The organism is Micromonospora sp. NPDC049081 (assembly GCF_040648835.1).
GTDB lineage: Bacteria > Actinomycetota > Actinomycetes > Mycobacteriales > Micromonosporaceae > Micromonospora > Micromonospora antibiotica.
In genome coordinates this window covers 136,736-152,197 of record NZ_JBEZEK010000004.1, presented here as the reverse complement: position 1 = coordinate 152,197, position 15,462 = coordinate 136,736, and the positions used below count along the sequence as shown (strand labels likewise).

The window sequence follows — 15,462 nt, the reverse complement described above, 5'->3', positions numbered from 1 at the left end:
CGCTGGTGGCCCGCCGTGACCCGACGCGGGTCCTTCAGGTGTCGGAAGCGGCCGGTCCACCTGCCGACATCTGCACGGTGACCGGCCCCGGCCCGTCCTCCTAGATTCGCTGCGCGGCCCAGTGACAGGTGCCCCGGCAGCCACCCCCCGCCGACACCGGACCGGACGCCGTGTCCCTCCCGACGAGAGGTGAACCTGTGCACCGTGTTACCCGCAACAAACCCCGACTGAGGCGTTCCGTGCTGGCCGCGGTCCTGGCCGGCACGCTGGTGGTGACCGGCGCGGCGCAGGCCGCCGCGGCCCCGGCCAATCCGGCCGGCGGCACCGCACCGTTCCAGGTCCTCGACCCGCAGGCCTGGCAGAACCCCGACACCATGACCTGGGACGACTACCAGGCGGTGCCGGGTAAGAACTGGGCCGACCCGAGCGTGCGGGGCGCGATCCGCAACTTCAAGATCGCCCTGGTCGCGCTCGACTATCCGGACCAGACGTTCGCGGTGTCCCAACGGGCCCGCTCGACGGTCTTCGGCAACCCCCAGTCGGTCGCGGCCAACATCCCCCGCGCCGACGTGCCGAAGTTCTACCAGGACTTCCTCAACACCCCGAACACCCTGAACAAGGGGCACACCCTGCACGAGTACTGGATGCAGGACTCCAACGGGCGCTACGGCGTGGACCTGGCCGGGTTCGGGCCGTACCAGCTGCCGGCGAAGTCCTACCAGTACGGGCTGGACAACAGCTTCAACCCCGGTGCCTGCCCGGCCGGGGACGCCTGCAACAAGAACATCCGCACCGACGGGCTGGGCGCGTGGCGGGCGGCGGTCGGTGACGAGGTCGCCAACCAGTACGAGCTGGTCTTCATCCTCAGCGCCGGGCAGGACGAGTCGTCCACCTGGCAGGAGTTCGGGCAGATGATCTTCCAGAACAAGGAGGACGTGCCGGACTCCTGGGGCCCGCCGGACCCCAACCTGCCGAACTGGGCCAAGACCCGCTACGTCGAGTGGACGTCCTGGAAGGCGGCGGCGACCCTGTGGCCCAACGCCGGCTCCGGCTCGTCCACCCAGGGGGAGAGCTCCGGCATGGGGGTGTACGCCCACGAGTTGACCCACCTGCTCGGCATCGGCGACAACTACAACAACCCGTACGGCGAGCCGTTACGCCGGGCGTACACCGGCATCTGGAGCATGATGTCGCGGGGCTCGTTCAACGGACCCGGTGGCCCGCACACCCGCTGGCAGATCCCGCCGACCAACGGTGGCTCGATGGGGTCGTTGCACACGGTGCGGGACAAGCTCAAGATCGGCCTGCTCGGTGAGGAGCACGTGCTGCGGCTGTCCCGGGAGGCGCTGGCCTCGTCCGGAATGGTCACCGCCCAGGTGACCGCCCGCGCGGTCGACGCCGGCCCGAAGGGGCTGACCGGCGTGAACATCGCCCTGAACAAGGACCTCTCGCCGGCCTGCACGGTCGCCACGAACCCGCTGTGCGACGGCGGCAGCTTCAACAACTACACCGTCGAGGTCGTCGACCGGATGGGCGCGGACTCGTTCACCCCGGACCGGGGCGTGCTGCTGAGCAAGACCAAGAACGCCGACAGCGCGCCGTTCCAGTGGGTGGTGGACGCCAACCCGCAGGACATCGACATGATCGACTTCTACCGGCCGGACGGCACCCCGCAGAAGATCACCATGGGTGACTACCGGCAGCTCTCCGACGCGCTGTTCCACGCCGGGGCGGACACCGGCAGTCAGTACGAGTACGTCGACGAGGCCAACCGGCTGCACTTCTACGTCATCGACCTCAAGCGGGACGCCAACGGCTCGCTGTCGTACACGGTGGCGGTGCGGTCGCTGGACGGCACCGGGGGGCCGAGCAGCCACGGCGTGACGCTGGGCAAGGGTGAGGTGACCAGCACCGGCAAGCCGACGAACCGGGGTGTGACCTGCTCGTTCGAGCTGACCAACACCGGCGCGTACTCGGCCGGTGGGCAGCAGCACCCGGAGGACGTGACCGCGTACCTCAAGTCGGACGTCTACCGGCTCTCGGCCGAGGTGGCCGGCAAGGGCTGGCGGACCTGGCTGCCCAACCCGCTGGCCACCGCCCAGTTCGGCAAGTCCACCACCGTCCGGGTGTCGGTGGGGGCCACCGCCGCCGCCGCGGACACCGGTTTCGTCAAGCTCACCGCGACCTCGGAGAGCGACCCGTCGAAGACCGTGACGAAGCAGTGCCGGGTGGAGAAGTCCTGACCGGGATCGATCGTCGCGTCGGGTCCGGGGCGACACACGCCGCCCCGGACCCGACGCACGGGTGGGAGGAGACGACGTGCGGCTGTCCACGGGTGCCCGGCGCGGCACCGGCGCGCTGCTGACCCTGCTGTCGGCCGGGGTGACGCTGCTGGCCGGGGCGACCGGCTGTGCCGGCACCGACGGCGGACCGGAGGCGGTCACCCCGATCACCGTCCGGGTCCTGGTCCGTGACATCAACATCCGGGCCGAGGGTGTGGACTGCGCCGGCACCGGGCCGTACCTCTACTTCCACCACCGGGCGCCGTTCCGGGTGCTCGACCCCGACGGGGCGGCCCTGGTCACCGGGACCCTGCCGGCGGGCACGGCGGTGGCCGCGTTCGCCGAGGACCTCGAGGTGGAACGGGTGCCGACCTACTGCGAGTTCGCGGTGCCGGTGCAGGTGCCGCAGCGGGCCGGGTACCGGCTGGAGGTGGCCGGCCGGCCCGCGCTGGAGCTGACCCCGGACAGCAGCGAGGGGCCGGCACTGGTGGCGGTGGTGCCGGCATGAGGCGGCTGCTCGCGGCGCTGCTGGCGGTGCTGCTGCTGGCCGGCTGCTCCGCGGGGCCGACCGCGGAGACCGCGCCGGTGCTCGCCGGGGGCGCGTCCACGTTGCCCGGTCCGGTCCCCGCCGACCTGGCGTTGCGCCCGCCCCCCGGCACCGCCCCGGCCGCCCCCGCGTTCACCGGTGCGCTCACCGACGGCACCCCGCTCACCGCCGCCGGGCTGTGGGCGGACCGGCCGGTGGTGTTCACCTTCTTCAGTTCCTGGTGCACCACCTGCGTCGCCCGGCAGGACGCGCTGAGCGAGCTGGCCCGCCGCCACCGGGACCGGGTGGTCTTCGTCGGGGTGGCCGGCGCGGACCAGGCCGACGAGTTGCAGGACTACCTACGTACGCACCGGGTGGAGTACCCGGTCGTGGTCGACGAGCAGCAGACCGTCTGGCGGTCGTACGCGGTGCGGGAGCCACCGGCCGTCGTGCTGGTCGCCAAGGGCGGTGCGTTGCTGCGGGGCTGGCCGGGCGGGTTGGACGCGGCGGCGCTGGAGCAGCGGATCGGGGAGCTGGTGCTGGCCGGTTCCGGATAGCGGGCCGGGTCACCCGCTCGGGGGAGCGGCACGCCGGCCGGTGCCGCAGCGGTCCGCGGCGACGCGTCGGGCACGGTGTCGAGACGCGTCGGGCACGGTGTCGATTCGATGGTGGGGTCGACACCGTGCCCCGCACCGTGTCCGCCTGCCCGCCTCCGGGGCGCCGCCGCTGTTCGCGCTGGTGGGGGTCGGGGAATCGACCGGGGAGTCGGGTCTGGGCGGCCGTTCGGGCAGGGTCTCCGACCATCGAGAACTTTTGTTTAGGCGAGCAAAAGTTTCTCCGTTCGAGGTCTATCTTTAGCCGTCAGCCACCGTTAGTGTCCGGTTCACGGACGTAACACGGCTGACATCCCCCCTTGATCGACCAGTCATCCACCGGGCCACGCGTATTCGGCGGCGCAGGTCCTTACCGACCCTCCCAGCAGGACTCGCACGTCTCCGTGGCCGCAGGGCCACCCTCGAAAGGTGGAAATTGTGAACGAGGAACAACGCCGTTTGGCCGCCGACCCGCAGTACCGTGCCCAGGTCACCCGTCGTCGGCTGCTCGCCGCGTCGGCCGGCGCCGCCGCCGTCCTCGGCGCGGCCGGACTGCCGGTGCTCCAGACCAAGGGCCCGGCCCGCGCGGACGGCAAGTGGCGGGTCGACCCGCTCATCCCGACGCAGAACCGCGGCATCATCCTCTACAGCGTCCGGGACCGGATCTCCGCCGCCCCCGACGACAGCGGCGTGCCCTACGGCTTCGAGCGGGTGCTCGCCAGCCTGGCCGAGATGGGCTACAAGGAGATCGAGTTCGCCGGCTACAACCAGCACACCTCGATCCTGGGCCGGCAGATCACCCCGACCGAGATCCGCAAGATCCTGGACGACAACGGCCTCGTCGCCAACGGCACCCACACGTCGATCAACGCGGCCACCTTCCAGCAGCAGCTCGACATCGCCGAGGAACTCGGCATGAAGAACATCGGCACCGGCAGCGACCCGACCAACAGCGCCTACCAGGCCGACTGGGACGCCGCCGCCGACCTGTGGAACGAGCTGGGCCGGCAGGCCAAGGAACGCAAGATGCGTCTCTACACCCACAACCACGACGTGGCCTACTCGTTCCTGCTCGACAGCGGCCCGCTGGACGCCAACGGCAAGCCGACCCGCTCCTCCGGCGTGCGCCGGCTGGAGTACTTCTTCGCCAAGACCGACCCGAAGTACGTCTACTTCGAGTGCGACATCTACTGGGCGTACGTGGCCCGGTTCAAGCACACCAAGTACACCAACTCGGCCGGCCAGCAGAAGACCTCGCTGTTCGACCCGATCCTCAACGTGGCCCGGCGTACCAAGCGGTTCCCGCTGTTCCACGCCAAGGACGGCAACCGCAACAGCACGCTGGCCAACGGCTACGAGATGATCCCGCTCGGTGAGGGCGACATCAACTTCCAGCAGTTCTTCGAGACCATCGGCGAGTCCGAGTTCCACCACGCCAACTGGGAGATGGACACCGCCCCCGGCGGTGCCGCCAACCCGGGCCAGTCGCTGGACTTCGCCCGGCTCAGCTACGCCAACATGGCCGACCTGACCATCTACCGCAACGACTGACCGCCCCCCGACGGCCGGTTACCGGCCGCAGCTGGGCACCGACCGGCGGTTCGCACCACCGTCGGCGGCTCCCGGGTGGCGGTCGCGTCCTCTGACGCGACCGCCACCGCCCGGACGCCGTCGCCTTCCGACCGCCACGCCCCGACCCCGCCCCGGCAGACCCGGGCAGGATGTCGGCACGGTCCCCGGGCGGTACGCCCCCGCAGGCCCCGCCCGCCACCACGTCACCTCTTCCGACCCGTACCCCGGGCCGCGATGCCCCGTGCCCGCAGCACGGGCCGTGCCCCCGGACCGTGCGGCAGCTCACCGGTCGGCGAACCATCCCGGGGCAGGGACGGCGTCGTCCCGCCCCACCGGAGAGCCAGGCGCAGCACCACGACACCCCGGGTGGCCCCGGCACCCGCCCGGAGCAGGTAGCACATCGTCCCCCACCGGAGGAACCAGATGGCAAGATCGGTACACCGATGGCTCGCCGCGATCGCAGGGGTCGGGATCGTCGTCCCGCTCGCCGCGACCGCCCCGGCGTTGGCCCAGCCGGCCCAGGACCAGACCAGCGTCCTGGTGTTCACCAAGACCGACGGTGAGCGTCACCCGTCGATCGACAAGGGCGTCAACGCGATCCGCACCCTGGGCAACGGCAACGGCTTCACCGTCGACGTCACCCAGAACGCGACCGCCTTCTCCGACGACAACCTGGCCAGCTACGGCGCGGTCGTCTTCCTCAACACCACGGGCGACGTGCTCAACGGCGGCCAGGAGGCGGCCTTCGAGCGCTATATCCGCAACGGTGGTGGCTACCTCGGCGTGCACGCCGCGGTCGAGGCCGAACCATCGTGGACGTTCTACCGCGACATCGTCGGCACCACCGTGGCCGGTACGGCGTCGAGCGGGTCGGCGACCATCGACGTGGCCGACCGGGCGCACCCGGCGAGCAAGCCGCTCGCCCGGCAGCTCACCCTCAACGACCAGTGGTACAACTTCACCACCAACGTCCGGGGCACCGCCCACGTGCTGGCCACCGTGGACGAGAAGTCCTTCACCGGCGGCACCATGGGCTTCGACCACCCGATCTCCTGGTGCAAGGACTTCCAGGGCGGCCGGTCGTTCTACACCGGACTCGGCGACTCCGCCGACACGTACGCCAACGGGGCGTTCCGCAAGCACCTGCTCGGCGCGATCCAGTGGTCGGCCGGCATGGTCCAGGGCGACTGCGGTGCGACGGTCAAGGCCAACTACGAGAAGGTCATCCTCAACGACGAGCCGGGCGAGCCGATGACCCTGTCGGTCCTGCCCGACGGTCGGGTGCTGCACAACACCCGGGCCGGCGAGATCCGGCTGTACGACCCGAAGACCGGCGCGAGCCCGGTCATCACCACCCTCCCGGTGTACCAGCACGACGAGGACGGCCTCCAGTCGGTCACCGTCGGCCCGGACTTCGCCACCGACAAGTGGGTCTACGTCTACTACGCGCCGAAGCTCGACACCCCCATCACCGACGCGCCGGTGACCAGCACCGACCCGAGCGCGTGGGACGCCTACAAGGGGCACAACCAGCTCTCCCGGTTCAAGTGGGTGGAGGAGCCGACCCCGCACCTGGACCTGGCCAGCGAGCAGAAGATCATGAAGGTCGACACCGACCGGGGTGTCTGCTGCCACGTCGCCGGTGAGATCAAGTTCGACGGCAAGGGGCTGCTCTACCTGGTCACCGGCGACGACACCAACGCCGGTGGCTCGGACGGCTTCACCCCGATCAACGAGTCGCCGACCCAGGGGCCGGGCTACGACGCGCAGCGTTCCGCCGGCAACACCAACGACCTGCGGGGCAAGGTGCTGCGGATCAAGGTGAAGGCGGACGGGTCGTACAGCGTCCCGGCCGGCAACCTCTTCCCCGAGGCCGAGGACCGCGACGACAAGACCCGCCCGGAGATCTTCCTGATGGGCCTGCGCAACCCGTTCCGCTTCGACGTGGACTCGCGGGGCTTCGTCTACATCGGTGACTACTCGCCGGACTCGCAGGTGCCGAACGCGGCCCGGGGGCCGGAGGGCACCGGGCGGTGGATCGCCGCCAACAAGGCAGGCAACTACGGCTGGCCCTACTGCTACTCGCCGACCCTGCCGTACATCGACTACGACTTCGTCACCAAGCAGTCCAAGGGTGCGTTCAACTGCGCCGCGCCGGTGAACGACTCGCCGCGCAACACCGGCCGTCGGGTCCTCCCGCCGGTGCAGGACCCGCAGCTCAACTACACCTTCCGGGCCACCACCACCTGCGCCGAGGCGTACCTGAGCACCCCACCGGGCACCTGTGAGTTCCAGTGGCCGGTGCTCGGCACCGGGGGCGTCGGCCCGATGGGCGGCCCGGTCTACAAGTACGACGCCGCGCTGGCCTCCGAGACCAAGTTCCCGGAGTACTACAACGACGCGGTGGTCTTCGGGGAGTTCACCCGGGACAAGATCTACATGATGCGCACCAACGGCAGCGGCAAGCTGGTCGGGGTGGAGCAGTTCCTGCCGGGCTTCGTCTTCGACAACCCGATGGACATGGAGTTCGGCCCGGACGGCAGCCTCTACCTGCTGGAGTACGGCGACGGCTTCTTCCGGGCCAACCCGGACGCCGCGCTGTCGGTGATCCGCTACGCCAAGGGCACCCGCGCACCGGTGGCCGAACTGAAGGCCAGCCCCACCTCGGGTGCGGCGCCGCTGACCGTGCAGTTCTCCGCCGAGGGCTCCTACGACGCGGACCCGGGCGAGACCATCACCTACGCCTGGGACTTCGACGGCAACGGCAGCACCGACTCGACCCAGCGGGACGCGTCGCACACCTACACCACCGTCGGGGTGTTCACCGCCAAGCTGACGGTCACCGACACCAGCGGCAAGACGGCGGTGCTCACCCGCGAGATCACCGTGGGCAACACCGCGCCCACCGTGAAGGTCACCTCGCCGCTGTCCGGCACGTTCTTCAACTGGGGTGACACCGTGCCGTGGACGGTCACCGTGACCGACCCCGAGGACGGCCCGATCGACTGCAGCCGGGTCACGGTCTCGTTCGTGCTCGGCCACGACACCCACGGCCACGGCATGAGCGACGCCAACGGCTGCTCCGGCTCGTTCGAGACCCCGGCCGACGGCGCCGACCACGCCGGTGGTTACCTGTACGGCGCGATCAGCGCCACCTACACCGACAAGGGCGCCAACGGCCAGCCGGCGCTGTCCTCGCTCGACCAGATCGTCCTGCAGACCTTCCGGCAGCAGGCCGAGTTCGCCCAGGTCCAGCAGGGCGTCACCCTGGCCAACACCACCGACGCCGGTGGCGGCCAGCACGTGGCCGGCATCGACAACGGTGACCACATCGCGCTCGACCCGATCAACCTGGGCGGGATCGACAAGATCACCTTCCGGTACGCCGGTGGCTCCACGGCCACCGTCGGAACCCCGCGCGGCATCGTCGAGCTGCGGCTCGACTCGCCGACCGGTGCGCTGGTGACCAGCGCGACGCTCAACGCGACCACCGGCACCAGCGCCTGGGCCAGCCAGACCTTCCCGGTCAGCCAGGCCGCCGGCACCCACGCGCTCTACCTGGTCTTCAAGCCCGTCTCCGGCGGACCCACGACCAGCCTGTTCAACCTCAACTGGGTGGAGTTCGGCGGCCCGACCTCCTGACGTCACCCTCCGGTCGCCGGGAGGACGGAGACTCCGTCCTCCCGGCGTCGTATCGGTGCCGGGTGGTCACCGGCGGTCGACCGGCCGGACACCGGTGGTGTCCGACCAGGTCGGACACCACCGGTGTCCGGCCAGGTCTGACTGACCGGCCAGTGGCCGGCCGATCGTCGATGATCTAGCGTCCCGTGCGCCGGGGACAGCGCCACCAACCCGGTGAGGAGCAGAAACGAGGGGGGACAGTGCCGTTGCGTGACGAAGCCGCCGATCGGGGAGAGCAACTCCGCCCCGACCGTTCGGGGCCGACCGTGACCTGCCCGCCGGGCTGGCGTCCGCTGCGGGTGGCGATGATCGGCCAGAAGGGCGTGCCGGCCACCTACGGGGGGATCGAACGGCACGTGGAGGAGATGGCCAGTCGGCTGGCCGGGCTCGGCCACGAGATCACCGTCTACTGCCGGGACAGCTACGGCGCGGTGGAGACGACCCGGCACCGGGGCATCCGGTTGCGGCGGGCCCGCACCGTGCCCAGCAAGCACCTCGACGCCATCGTGCACTCGGCCACCTCGACCCTGGCGGCGCTGACCGAGCGCCCCGACATCGTGCACTACCACGGTCTCGGCCCGGTGCTGACCGCGCCGCTGGCCCGCTACGCCTCCCGGGCCCGGGTGGTGCTCACCGTGCACGGGCTGGACAACCAGCGCGACAAGTGGGGCCGGGCGGCGCGGGCGGTGCTCGGCACCGCGTACCGGCTCAGCGGACACCTGCCGGACGCCCGGGTGACCGTGTCGCAGGGGCTGGCGGCGCACTACACCAGCAGGTTCGGCCGGCCGGCCCGCTACATCCCCAACGGGGTGGCCACCCCCACCCACCGGCCGCCCCGGGAGCTGTCCCGGTTCGGCCTGCGCCCCGGTGGCTACCTGCTGCTGGTTGGTCGGCTCGTCCCGGAGAAGGCCGCCGACCTGCTCGTCCGGGCGTTCCGGCGGCTGCCGACCGACCTGCGGCTGGCCATCGTCGGCGGTTCGTCCTTCACCGACGAGTACGTCGCCGGGCTGCGGCAGGCCGCCGGTGACGACCCGCGCATCGTGTTCACCGACTTCGTCTACGGCGACGTGCTCGCCGAGCTGTACTCACACGCGGCGGCCTTCGTGCAGCCGTCCCGCCTGGAGGGGCTGCCGCTGACCCTGCTGGAGGCGGCCTCGTACGGGTTGCCGGTGGTGGCCAGCGACATCGAACCCCACCGTGAGGTGTTGGCCCACGACGGCCCGGGGCACCGGCTGTTCCGTGACGGCGACGCCGACGACCTGCTGCGGGCGTTGGCCACGGTGACCGCCGACGTACCGGCCGAACGGGCCGGTGCCGCGCTGCTGCGCGACCGGGTCATGGCCGAGTACAGCTGGGACGCGGCAGCCCGCGAGCTGGAAAAACTCTACTTCTCGCTGGCCCTGCGCGCCCCCCGCCCCGAGGAACCGGACGTTGGGTCGCCCACGGCCGACGTAACGGCCCATGTCCCCCGATCGCGTCGCCCGTTAGATTAGGCCGTTCTCCCGGCCGTCGGCGGCGACCGGCAACAGTTCCCTGGAAACGAGTGGTCGGCGAGCGGTGGACGGACAGCGACACGGCACGGAGGGCGACCTCGGCCTGCCCGGTGGGCGACCCCGCGGGTGGTCCGCCGGTGACCGGACCACCCGCCTGCTGACCGGCGGCGCGGCGCTGCTCTGCGCCGTGGTGGCGGTCGGCGCCGGGCTGGCCGTGACCGGGGGCGGCCGGATCGCCGCCGTGCTGCCCCTGGTGATCCTCGCCGGGCTGGCCGTCGGCGCGCTCGCGCTGACCCGCTTCTCGGCGTACGTGCTGCTGATGCTGGCGGTCCGGTCCTGCGTCGACCTGTTCAAGCTCAGCGGCCCGACGGCCGGCCGGGCCGACGGTGCCGGGGCGACCCGCACGATGGACCCCTCGACGATCCTGGCGGTGCTGTTCCTACTCGCCGCCGGCCTCTGGCTCGCCGCCCAACTGCGGCAGCACGGCCGGCTGCGCGGCTCCCCGCTCGGCGTGGCGATGCTGCTGGTCGGGGCCACCTGCCTGGTCAGCGCCGCCGGTGCCGCGCAGCCGGTGCCCAGCGCCCTGGAGGCGCTGCGGATCGGCACCGTGGTGGTGATGTTCGTCGTCCTGGAACAGCTCATGCCGGACCTGCCGGCGGTCCGCCGGGTGCTGCTCGCCGCGTACGTCTCGTTGGCGCTGGCAGTCGGTTACACCGCAGTGCTGTCCCTGCTCGGCCACCCGCCGGCCGAGGTCAAGGGGGACTTCACCCGGATCAGCGGCCCGTTCAGCCAGTCCACCACGTTCGGCCGCTACCTGATGTTCATGGTGATCTTCGGGTTCGGCATCCACCGCTACCTGAGCCGCCGACTGCGCCTCGGCCTCGGCGTGCTGCTCGCCGCGTCGCTGCTGTTCCTGCTGCTCACCAACACCCGCAGCGCCATCCTGGGTGCGGGGCTGGGCCTGCTGGTGGTCGCGGTGCTGCACCGCAGCCGGCGGATGCTGGTGGCGCTCTGCCTGGTCACGGTGGCCGGGGTGGCCCTGCTGCCGAGCGTGGCGCACCGCTTCGGGCAACTCGCCGACAGCAGCGCCGTGGGCGGCGGCCCTACCGGCAACACCCTCGCCTGGCGGGTCGGCTACTGGTCGGAGATCGTGTCGCTGGCCAACCGCAACCCGGTCACCGGGATCGGCCCCAACATGACGAAGTTCGAGGCCGACGAGGCGAAGAAGCCGCACAACGACTTCCTGCGCGCGTACGTGGAGACCGGGCTGGCCGGGCTGCTGGCGTACCTGGCGATGATGGCGCTGTGCCTGCACACCGGGCTGAACGCGCTGCGCCGGGCCCCACCGGGCACGCTCGGCCGGGGCATCGCGATCGGCTTCCTGGGCTGCGCGGTCGCCTTCGTCGCGGTCAGCGCCGCGTCCAACGTGATCTCGAACGTGGTCACCCTGTGGTATTTCGCGGCGTTCGCCGCGGCAGCCGGCGCGGTCGCCCGCGGGCTACCGGACGACCTGGCCCGGCCGGCGACGCCCCGACCGGTGACGACCGGCCGGACCAACCGATGAAGGATCAAGCAGTGGGGAGCACCAGGGTGGAGATCGTCGACTATCTGCGGGTCGCGCGGCGTCGACTCTGGCTGCTGGTGGGCATTCCGCTGGTCGCCGGGGCGGCAGCCGCGTCGATCGTCCTGCTCGGCCCGCAGCAGTACGCCGCCACCTCCTACGTCGCCGCGCCCGCGCTGGTCGGCGGTAGCGCCGCCCAGCAGTACACCGGCACCCAGGCCGCCAACCAGTTCGCGGCGGCCTTCGCCGCGGCGGTCACCTCCCCGCAGGTGGTCGACCAGGTGGCCGCCGACACCGGGGTCCCCGCCGACGCGCTGCGCGACGGCCTGGCGGTCAAGCAGGTCGGCGCGAGCAGCCAGCTCACCGTGACCTACACCGCCGACGACCGGTCCACGGTCGCCCCGGTGCTCACCGCCACCGGCAAGCGCGCCCTGGCGTTCCTGTTCACCAGCCAGGTCAACATCGCCACCGACGAGGTGAAGGCGGCCACCGACGAGCTGACCGGCGCCACCCGGGCGATCAACGACTGGGAGAAGACCAACAAGGTCAGCCAGCCGGACAAGCTCTACCAGTCGACGCTGCAGGAGATCGCCAGCCTGCGGCAGCAGCAGTTGCAGATGCAGGCGGTCGGCAACAGCCGGGGCGCCGACGCCGCCGCCGACTCGATCAGCGCCGGGCAGAAGCGGCTCGACGAACTCGGCCCGAAGCTGCCCGACTACCAGGCGTTGATCGCCCAGCGGGACAGCGCCACCAGTGCGCTGGCCTCGGCCCGGCAGGGCCTGCAACAGGCCCGCGCCCAGTCCCAGGCGGCCGACCCCGACAAGGTGACCAGCGTCGGCGAGGCGCAGCCGGTGTCCCGGATGAAGGCGCTGGTCGCACTGGTGCTGCCAGTGTCCGGTGCCGGCCTGCTGCTGGCCGTGCTGCTGGTGGCGGTGCTGGAGTGGCTGGCGCGCAGCCGTCGGGCCGGACGACCGGCGGCCGTCGGCCGGGCCACCCCGGCCCCGACCGGTGGGCGGCGCAGCAGTGACGACACGGTGGTGCTGCCGGCGGTGACGGCGACCGTGCCCGAGCAGCACTCCCGCCGCCGGTAGGCCGGGGTGACCGAAGCGTCCACCCGGGGCGACCAGCACGTGCGGGGGATGGCCCGGGGTGGCGGTCTCAACCTGCTCGGTGCCCTGCTCAGCCAGGCAGCGGTCTTCCTGGTCATGCTGCTGCTGGCCCGGGTGCTGGGCATCCGGGAGGTCGGCCGGTACGCCCAGTGCTACGCGGTGCTGTCGCTGGCCGGGCTGCTGTCGCTGTCCGGGTTCCGGGCCGGGCTGACCCGGTTCGTGGCGGTGCACCTGGCCGACGACAACGCCCCGGCACTGCGTGGCACCGTCCGGTTGGGGCTGGCCGTCTCCGCCGGCTCGTCGGTCGTCCTCGCCGGGGCCCTGGCCTGGGGGGCACCGTGGCTCGCCGACCGGCTCCACGACCCGGGACTGGTCACCGGCCTACGACTGGTCGCGCTGACCCTGCCCGCGTCGACGATCTGTGAGGCGGCGCTGGCGGCGACCCGGGGCTGGCGCACCCAGCGGCCGTACACCTTCATCGGTCAGCTCTACGAGCCGGGCACCCGGCTGCTGCTCACCGTGCTCGCCCTGGTCGTCGGGGCCGGGTTGACCGGGGCGTTCTGGGCGCTGGTGGTGGCCGGCTGGTCGGCCGCCCTGCTCGCCCTGCTGGCGCTGGCCCGGCTGGTGCGCCGGGTGCCGCCGGCCCGCCCGGTGCACCAGCCGGGGGAGCTGTTCCGCTTCTCCACGGTCAGTTGGGTGTCGTCGCTGTCGTCGACCGGGCTGATCTGGGTCGACACCCTGCTGCTCGGTTTCTTCGCCAACCCGGAGATCGGCGTCTACAACGTCGCCACCCGGCTGGTCACCGTGGCCATCTTCGTCCTCGCGCCGGTCAACGCGGCGTTCGGCCCGTACCTGGCGCACCTCTACCACCGGGGGGACCTCGACGACGTCCGCCGGGTCTACGCGGTGGCCACCGGCTGGGTGGTGCGGCTGTCGCTGCCGGCGTTCGTGGCGCTGCTGGTCCTCCCCGGTGACCTGCTGCGCGTCTTCGGCGGCGAGGTCGCCACCGGTGCGGCGGTGACCGTGATCCTCGCCCTCGGCCAGCTCGTCAACGCGGCCACCGGGCCGTGCGGGACGGTGTTGAACATGTCCGGCCGGGTGGCCCTCAACATGGCCGACAACCTGGTCGCCCTGGTGCTCAACGTGCTGCTCAACCTGTGGCTCATCCCCGCGTACGGGATCGTCGGCGCGGCGGCGGCGTGGAGCGCCTCGCTGATCGTGGTCAACATCGCCCGGGTGGTGCAGGTCCGCCACCTGACCGGCGCGTTGCCGTTCACCGTCGGGATGGCCAAGGGGCTCGCCGCCGGGGCCGCCGCGCTGGCCGCCGGGCTGCTGGTGCGTTGGCTGGTGCCGGGCTGGCCGTGGCGGCCGGTCGCCGGGCTGACCGCGATCGTCGCCGTCTACCTGGGGACGGTGCTGGCGCTGGGGCTCAGCCGGGAGGATCTGATGGTGCTGCGCACCCTGGCCCGCCGCCGTCGCGGCGTCCCGCCCGACACCGCCGCCGGGGACGTCCCGGGCGGCGTCCCGTCCGACGACAGTCCGCCCCCCTCCGGGGTGGGCGGGGGTGGCCGGGACACCTCCGGCCGGGCGGTGTCGCGGTGAGCGCGGGGCCGCGCCGGGTCGCCGTGGACCGGCTCCGTCGGGTGGTACGCGGCACCCGCGCCTGGGCGCGGGCGGCGCGGCCCGGCCGGGTCGGCGCACTGCCCGACTTCCTGATCATCGGCGGGCAGCGGTGCGGCACCACCTCGCTGCACCACTACCTCGCCGCGCATCCCGACGTGCGGGCCGCCACCGGCAAGGAGCTCCAGTTCTTCAGCCTGCACTTCGGGCGGGGGGCCCGCTGGTACCGGGCGCACTTCCCGCCGGCCGCCCCGGGCCGGCGCAGCTTCGAGGCCAGCCCCTACTACCTGTTCCACCCCAGCGTGCCGGCCCGGGTGGCGGCGACGCTGCCCGATGCCCGGTTCGTGGCGCTGCTGCGCGACCCGGTCGAGCGGGCCTACTCGCACTACCTGCACACCCGCTCGTACGGGCTGGAGCCGTTGGGCTTCGCCGAGGCGCTGGCCGCCGAGTCAGGGCGGCTGGCCGGGGCGCTGGCCGACGGGCCGGACACCCCGGCGGCGCACCACGCGTTGCGTAACTTCTCCTACGCCGCCCGGGGCCGCTACGCCGAACAGCTCGACCGTTGGTACGCCCACCTGCCCGCCGACCGGCTGCACGTGATCCGCAGCGAGGACCTGTACGCCGACCCGGCCACCACCTACGCGGGGGTGCTGCGCTTCCTCGGGCTGGCCCCGTTCACCCCGGCGGAGTTCGCCCGGCACACCCGCCGGGCGGACACCGGCCCGTCCCAGCTCACCCCGGCGTTACGGGCCGAGCTGGCCGCCGGGTTCGCCCCGCACAACGCCCGCCTCGCCGACCTGCTCGGCTGGCCCCGTACCTGGTGAGCGAGCGGGCCACGCCCCGTCGCCGGGGTGAACGCCGCTGCGCCAACGTGCGGGACCATGAACAGATGGCGATTAGGTAGACGACACGCCGAGGACAGTGCGCAAAATCGCACTGTGATCATGGGAGTCCACCGGACTCACCCGCGCCCGCCGCACACCGCCCGCCCCCCGAGAACACCGGCCGGGGCCCCACCGCACCTA

The 15,462-nt window shown here is 72.1% G+C and carries 10 protein-coding genes; all 10 read left to right on the top strand.

Going from position 1 to position 15,462, the window contains the following annotated elements:
- Nucleotides 1-197 precede the first annotated feature (197 nt).
- The 10 genes from AB0B63_RS09395 (at nucleotide 198) to AB0B63_RS09350 (ending at nucleotide 15,261) form a co-directional block, all read left to right on the top strand.
- On the top strand, nucleotides 198-2,243 hold the full coding sequence (locus AB0B63_RS09395; RefSeq protein ID WP_357016260.1) for a M6 family metalloprotease domain-containing protein: 2,046 nt from the start codon (nucleotides 198-200) through the stop codon (nucleotides 2,241-2,243).
- 76 nt (nucleotides 2,244-2,319) lie between these two features.
- Complete coding sequence (locus AB0B63_RS09390; protein WP_357016257.1) at nucleotides 2,320-2,790, top strand: hypothetical protein; 471 nt, start codon at nucleotides 2,320-2,322, stop codon at nucleotides 2,788-2,790.
- Complete coding sequence (locus AB0B63_RS09385) at nucleotides 2,787-3,365, top strand: TlpA disulfide reductase family protein (protein WP_208566682.1); 579 nt, start codon at nucleotides 2,787-2,789, stop codon at nucleotides 3,363-3,365. The genes AB0B63_RS09390 and AB0B63_RS09385 overlap by 4 nt, the downstream gene beginning before the upstream one ends.
- A 474-nt stretch (nucleotides 3,366-3,839) precedes the next feature.
- Nucleotides 3,840-4,952 carry a sugar phosphate isomerase/epimerase gene (locus tag AB0B63_RS09380; protein ID WP_307799121.1) on the top strand — a complete coding sequence of 371 codons (1,113 nt, stop codon included), beginning with the start codon at nucleotides 3,840-3,842 and terminating at the stop codon, nucleotides 4,950-4,952.
- 444 nt (nucleotides 4,953-5,396) lie between these two features.
- Nucleotides 5,397-8,615 carry a ThuA domain-containing protein gene (locus AB0B63_RS09375; protein WP_357016252.1) on the top strand — a complete coding sequence of 1,073 codons (3,219 nt, stop codon included), beginning with the start codon at nucleotides 5,397-5,399 and terminating at the stop codon, nucleotides 8,613-8,615.
- Nucleotides 8,616-8,920: 305 nt separating this feature from the next.
- Nucleotides 8,921-10,147, top strand: coding sequence for a glycosyltransferase family 4 protein (locus AB0B63_RS09370; RefSeq protein ID WP_357016249.1), 1,227 nt, complete (start codon nucleotides 8,921-8,923; stop codon nucleotides 10,145-10,147).
- Nucleotides 10,148-10,211: 64 nt separating this feature from the next.
- On the top strand, nucleotides 10,212-11,711 hold the full coding sequence (locus AB0B63_RS09365) for an O-antigen ligase family protein (protein WP_208566679.1): 1,500 nt from the start codon (nucleotides 10,212-10,214) through the stop codon (nucleotides 11,709-11,711).
- Nucleotides 11,712-11,722: 11 nt separating this feature from the next.
- Complete coding sequence (locus AB0B63_RS09360; RefSeq protein WP_208566678.1) at nucleotides 11,723-12,799, top strand: Wzz/FepE/Etk N-terminal domain-containing protein; 1,077 nt, start codon at nucleotides 11,723-11,725, stop codon at nucleotides 12,797-12,799.
- 6 nt (nucleotides 12,800-12,805) lie between these two features.
- A complete protein-coding gene (locus AB0B63_RS09355) occupies nucleotides 12,806-14,419 on the top strand; it encodes a flippase (protein ID WP_357016245.1) in 1,614 nt (537 codons plus the stop codon).
- On the top strand, nucleotides 14,416-15,261 hold the full coding sequence (locus AB0B63_RS09350; protein WP_357016243.1) for a sulfotransferase: 846 nt from the start codon (nucleotides 14,416-14,418) through the stop codon (nucleotides 15,259-15,261). The genes AB0B63_RS09355 and AB0B63_RS09350 overlap by 4 nt, the downstream gene beginning before the upstream one ends.
- Nucleotides 15,262-15,462 lie beyond the last annotated feature (201 nt).

What these genes read in the sequence shown, in the direction of transcription:
- AB0B63_RS09375 (WP_357016252.1), top strand. Translation starts at nt 5,397, where the DNA reads ATGGCAAGATCGGTACACCGATGGCTCGCCGCGATCGCAGGGGTCGGG.
- AB0B63_RS09385 (WP_208566682.1), top strand. Translation starts at nt 2,787, where the DNA reads ATGAGGCGGCTGCTCGCGGCGCTGCTGGCGGTGCTGCTGCTGGCCGGC.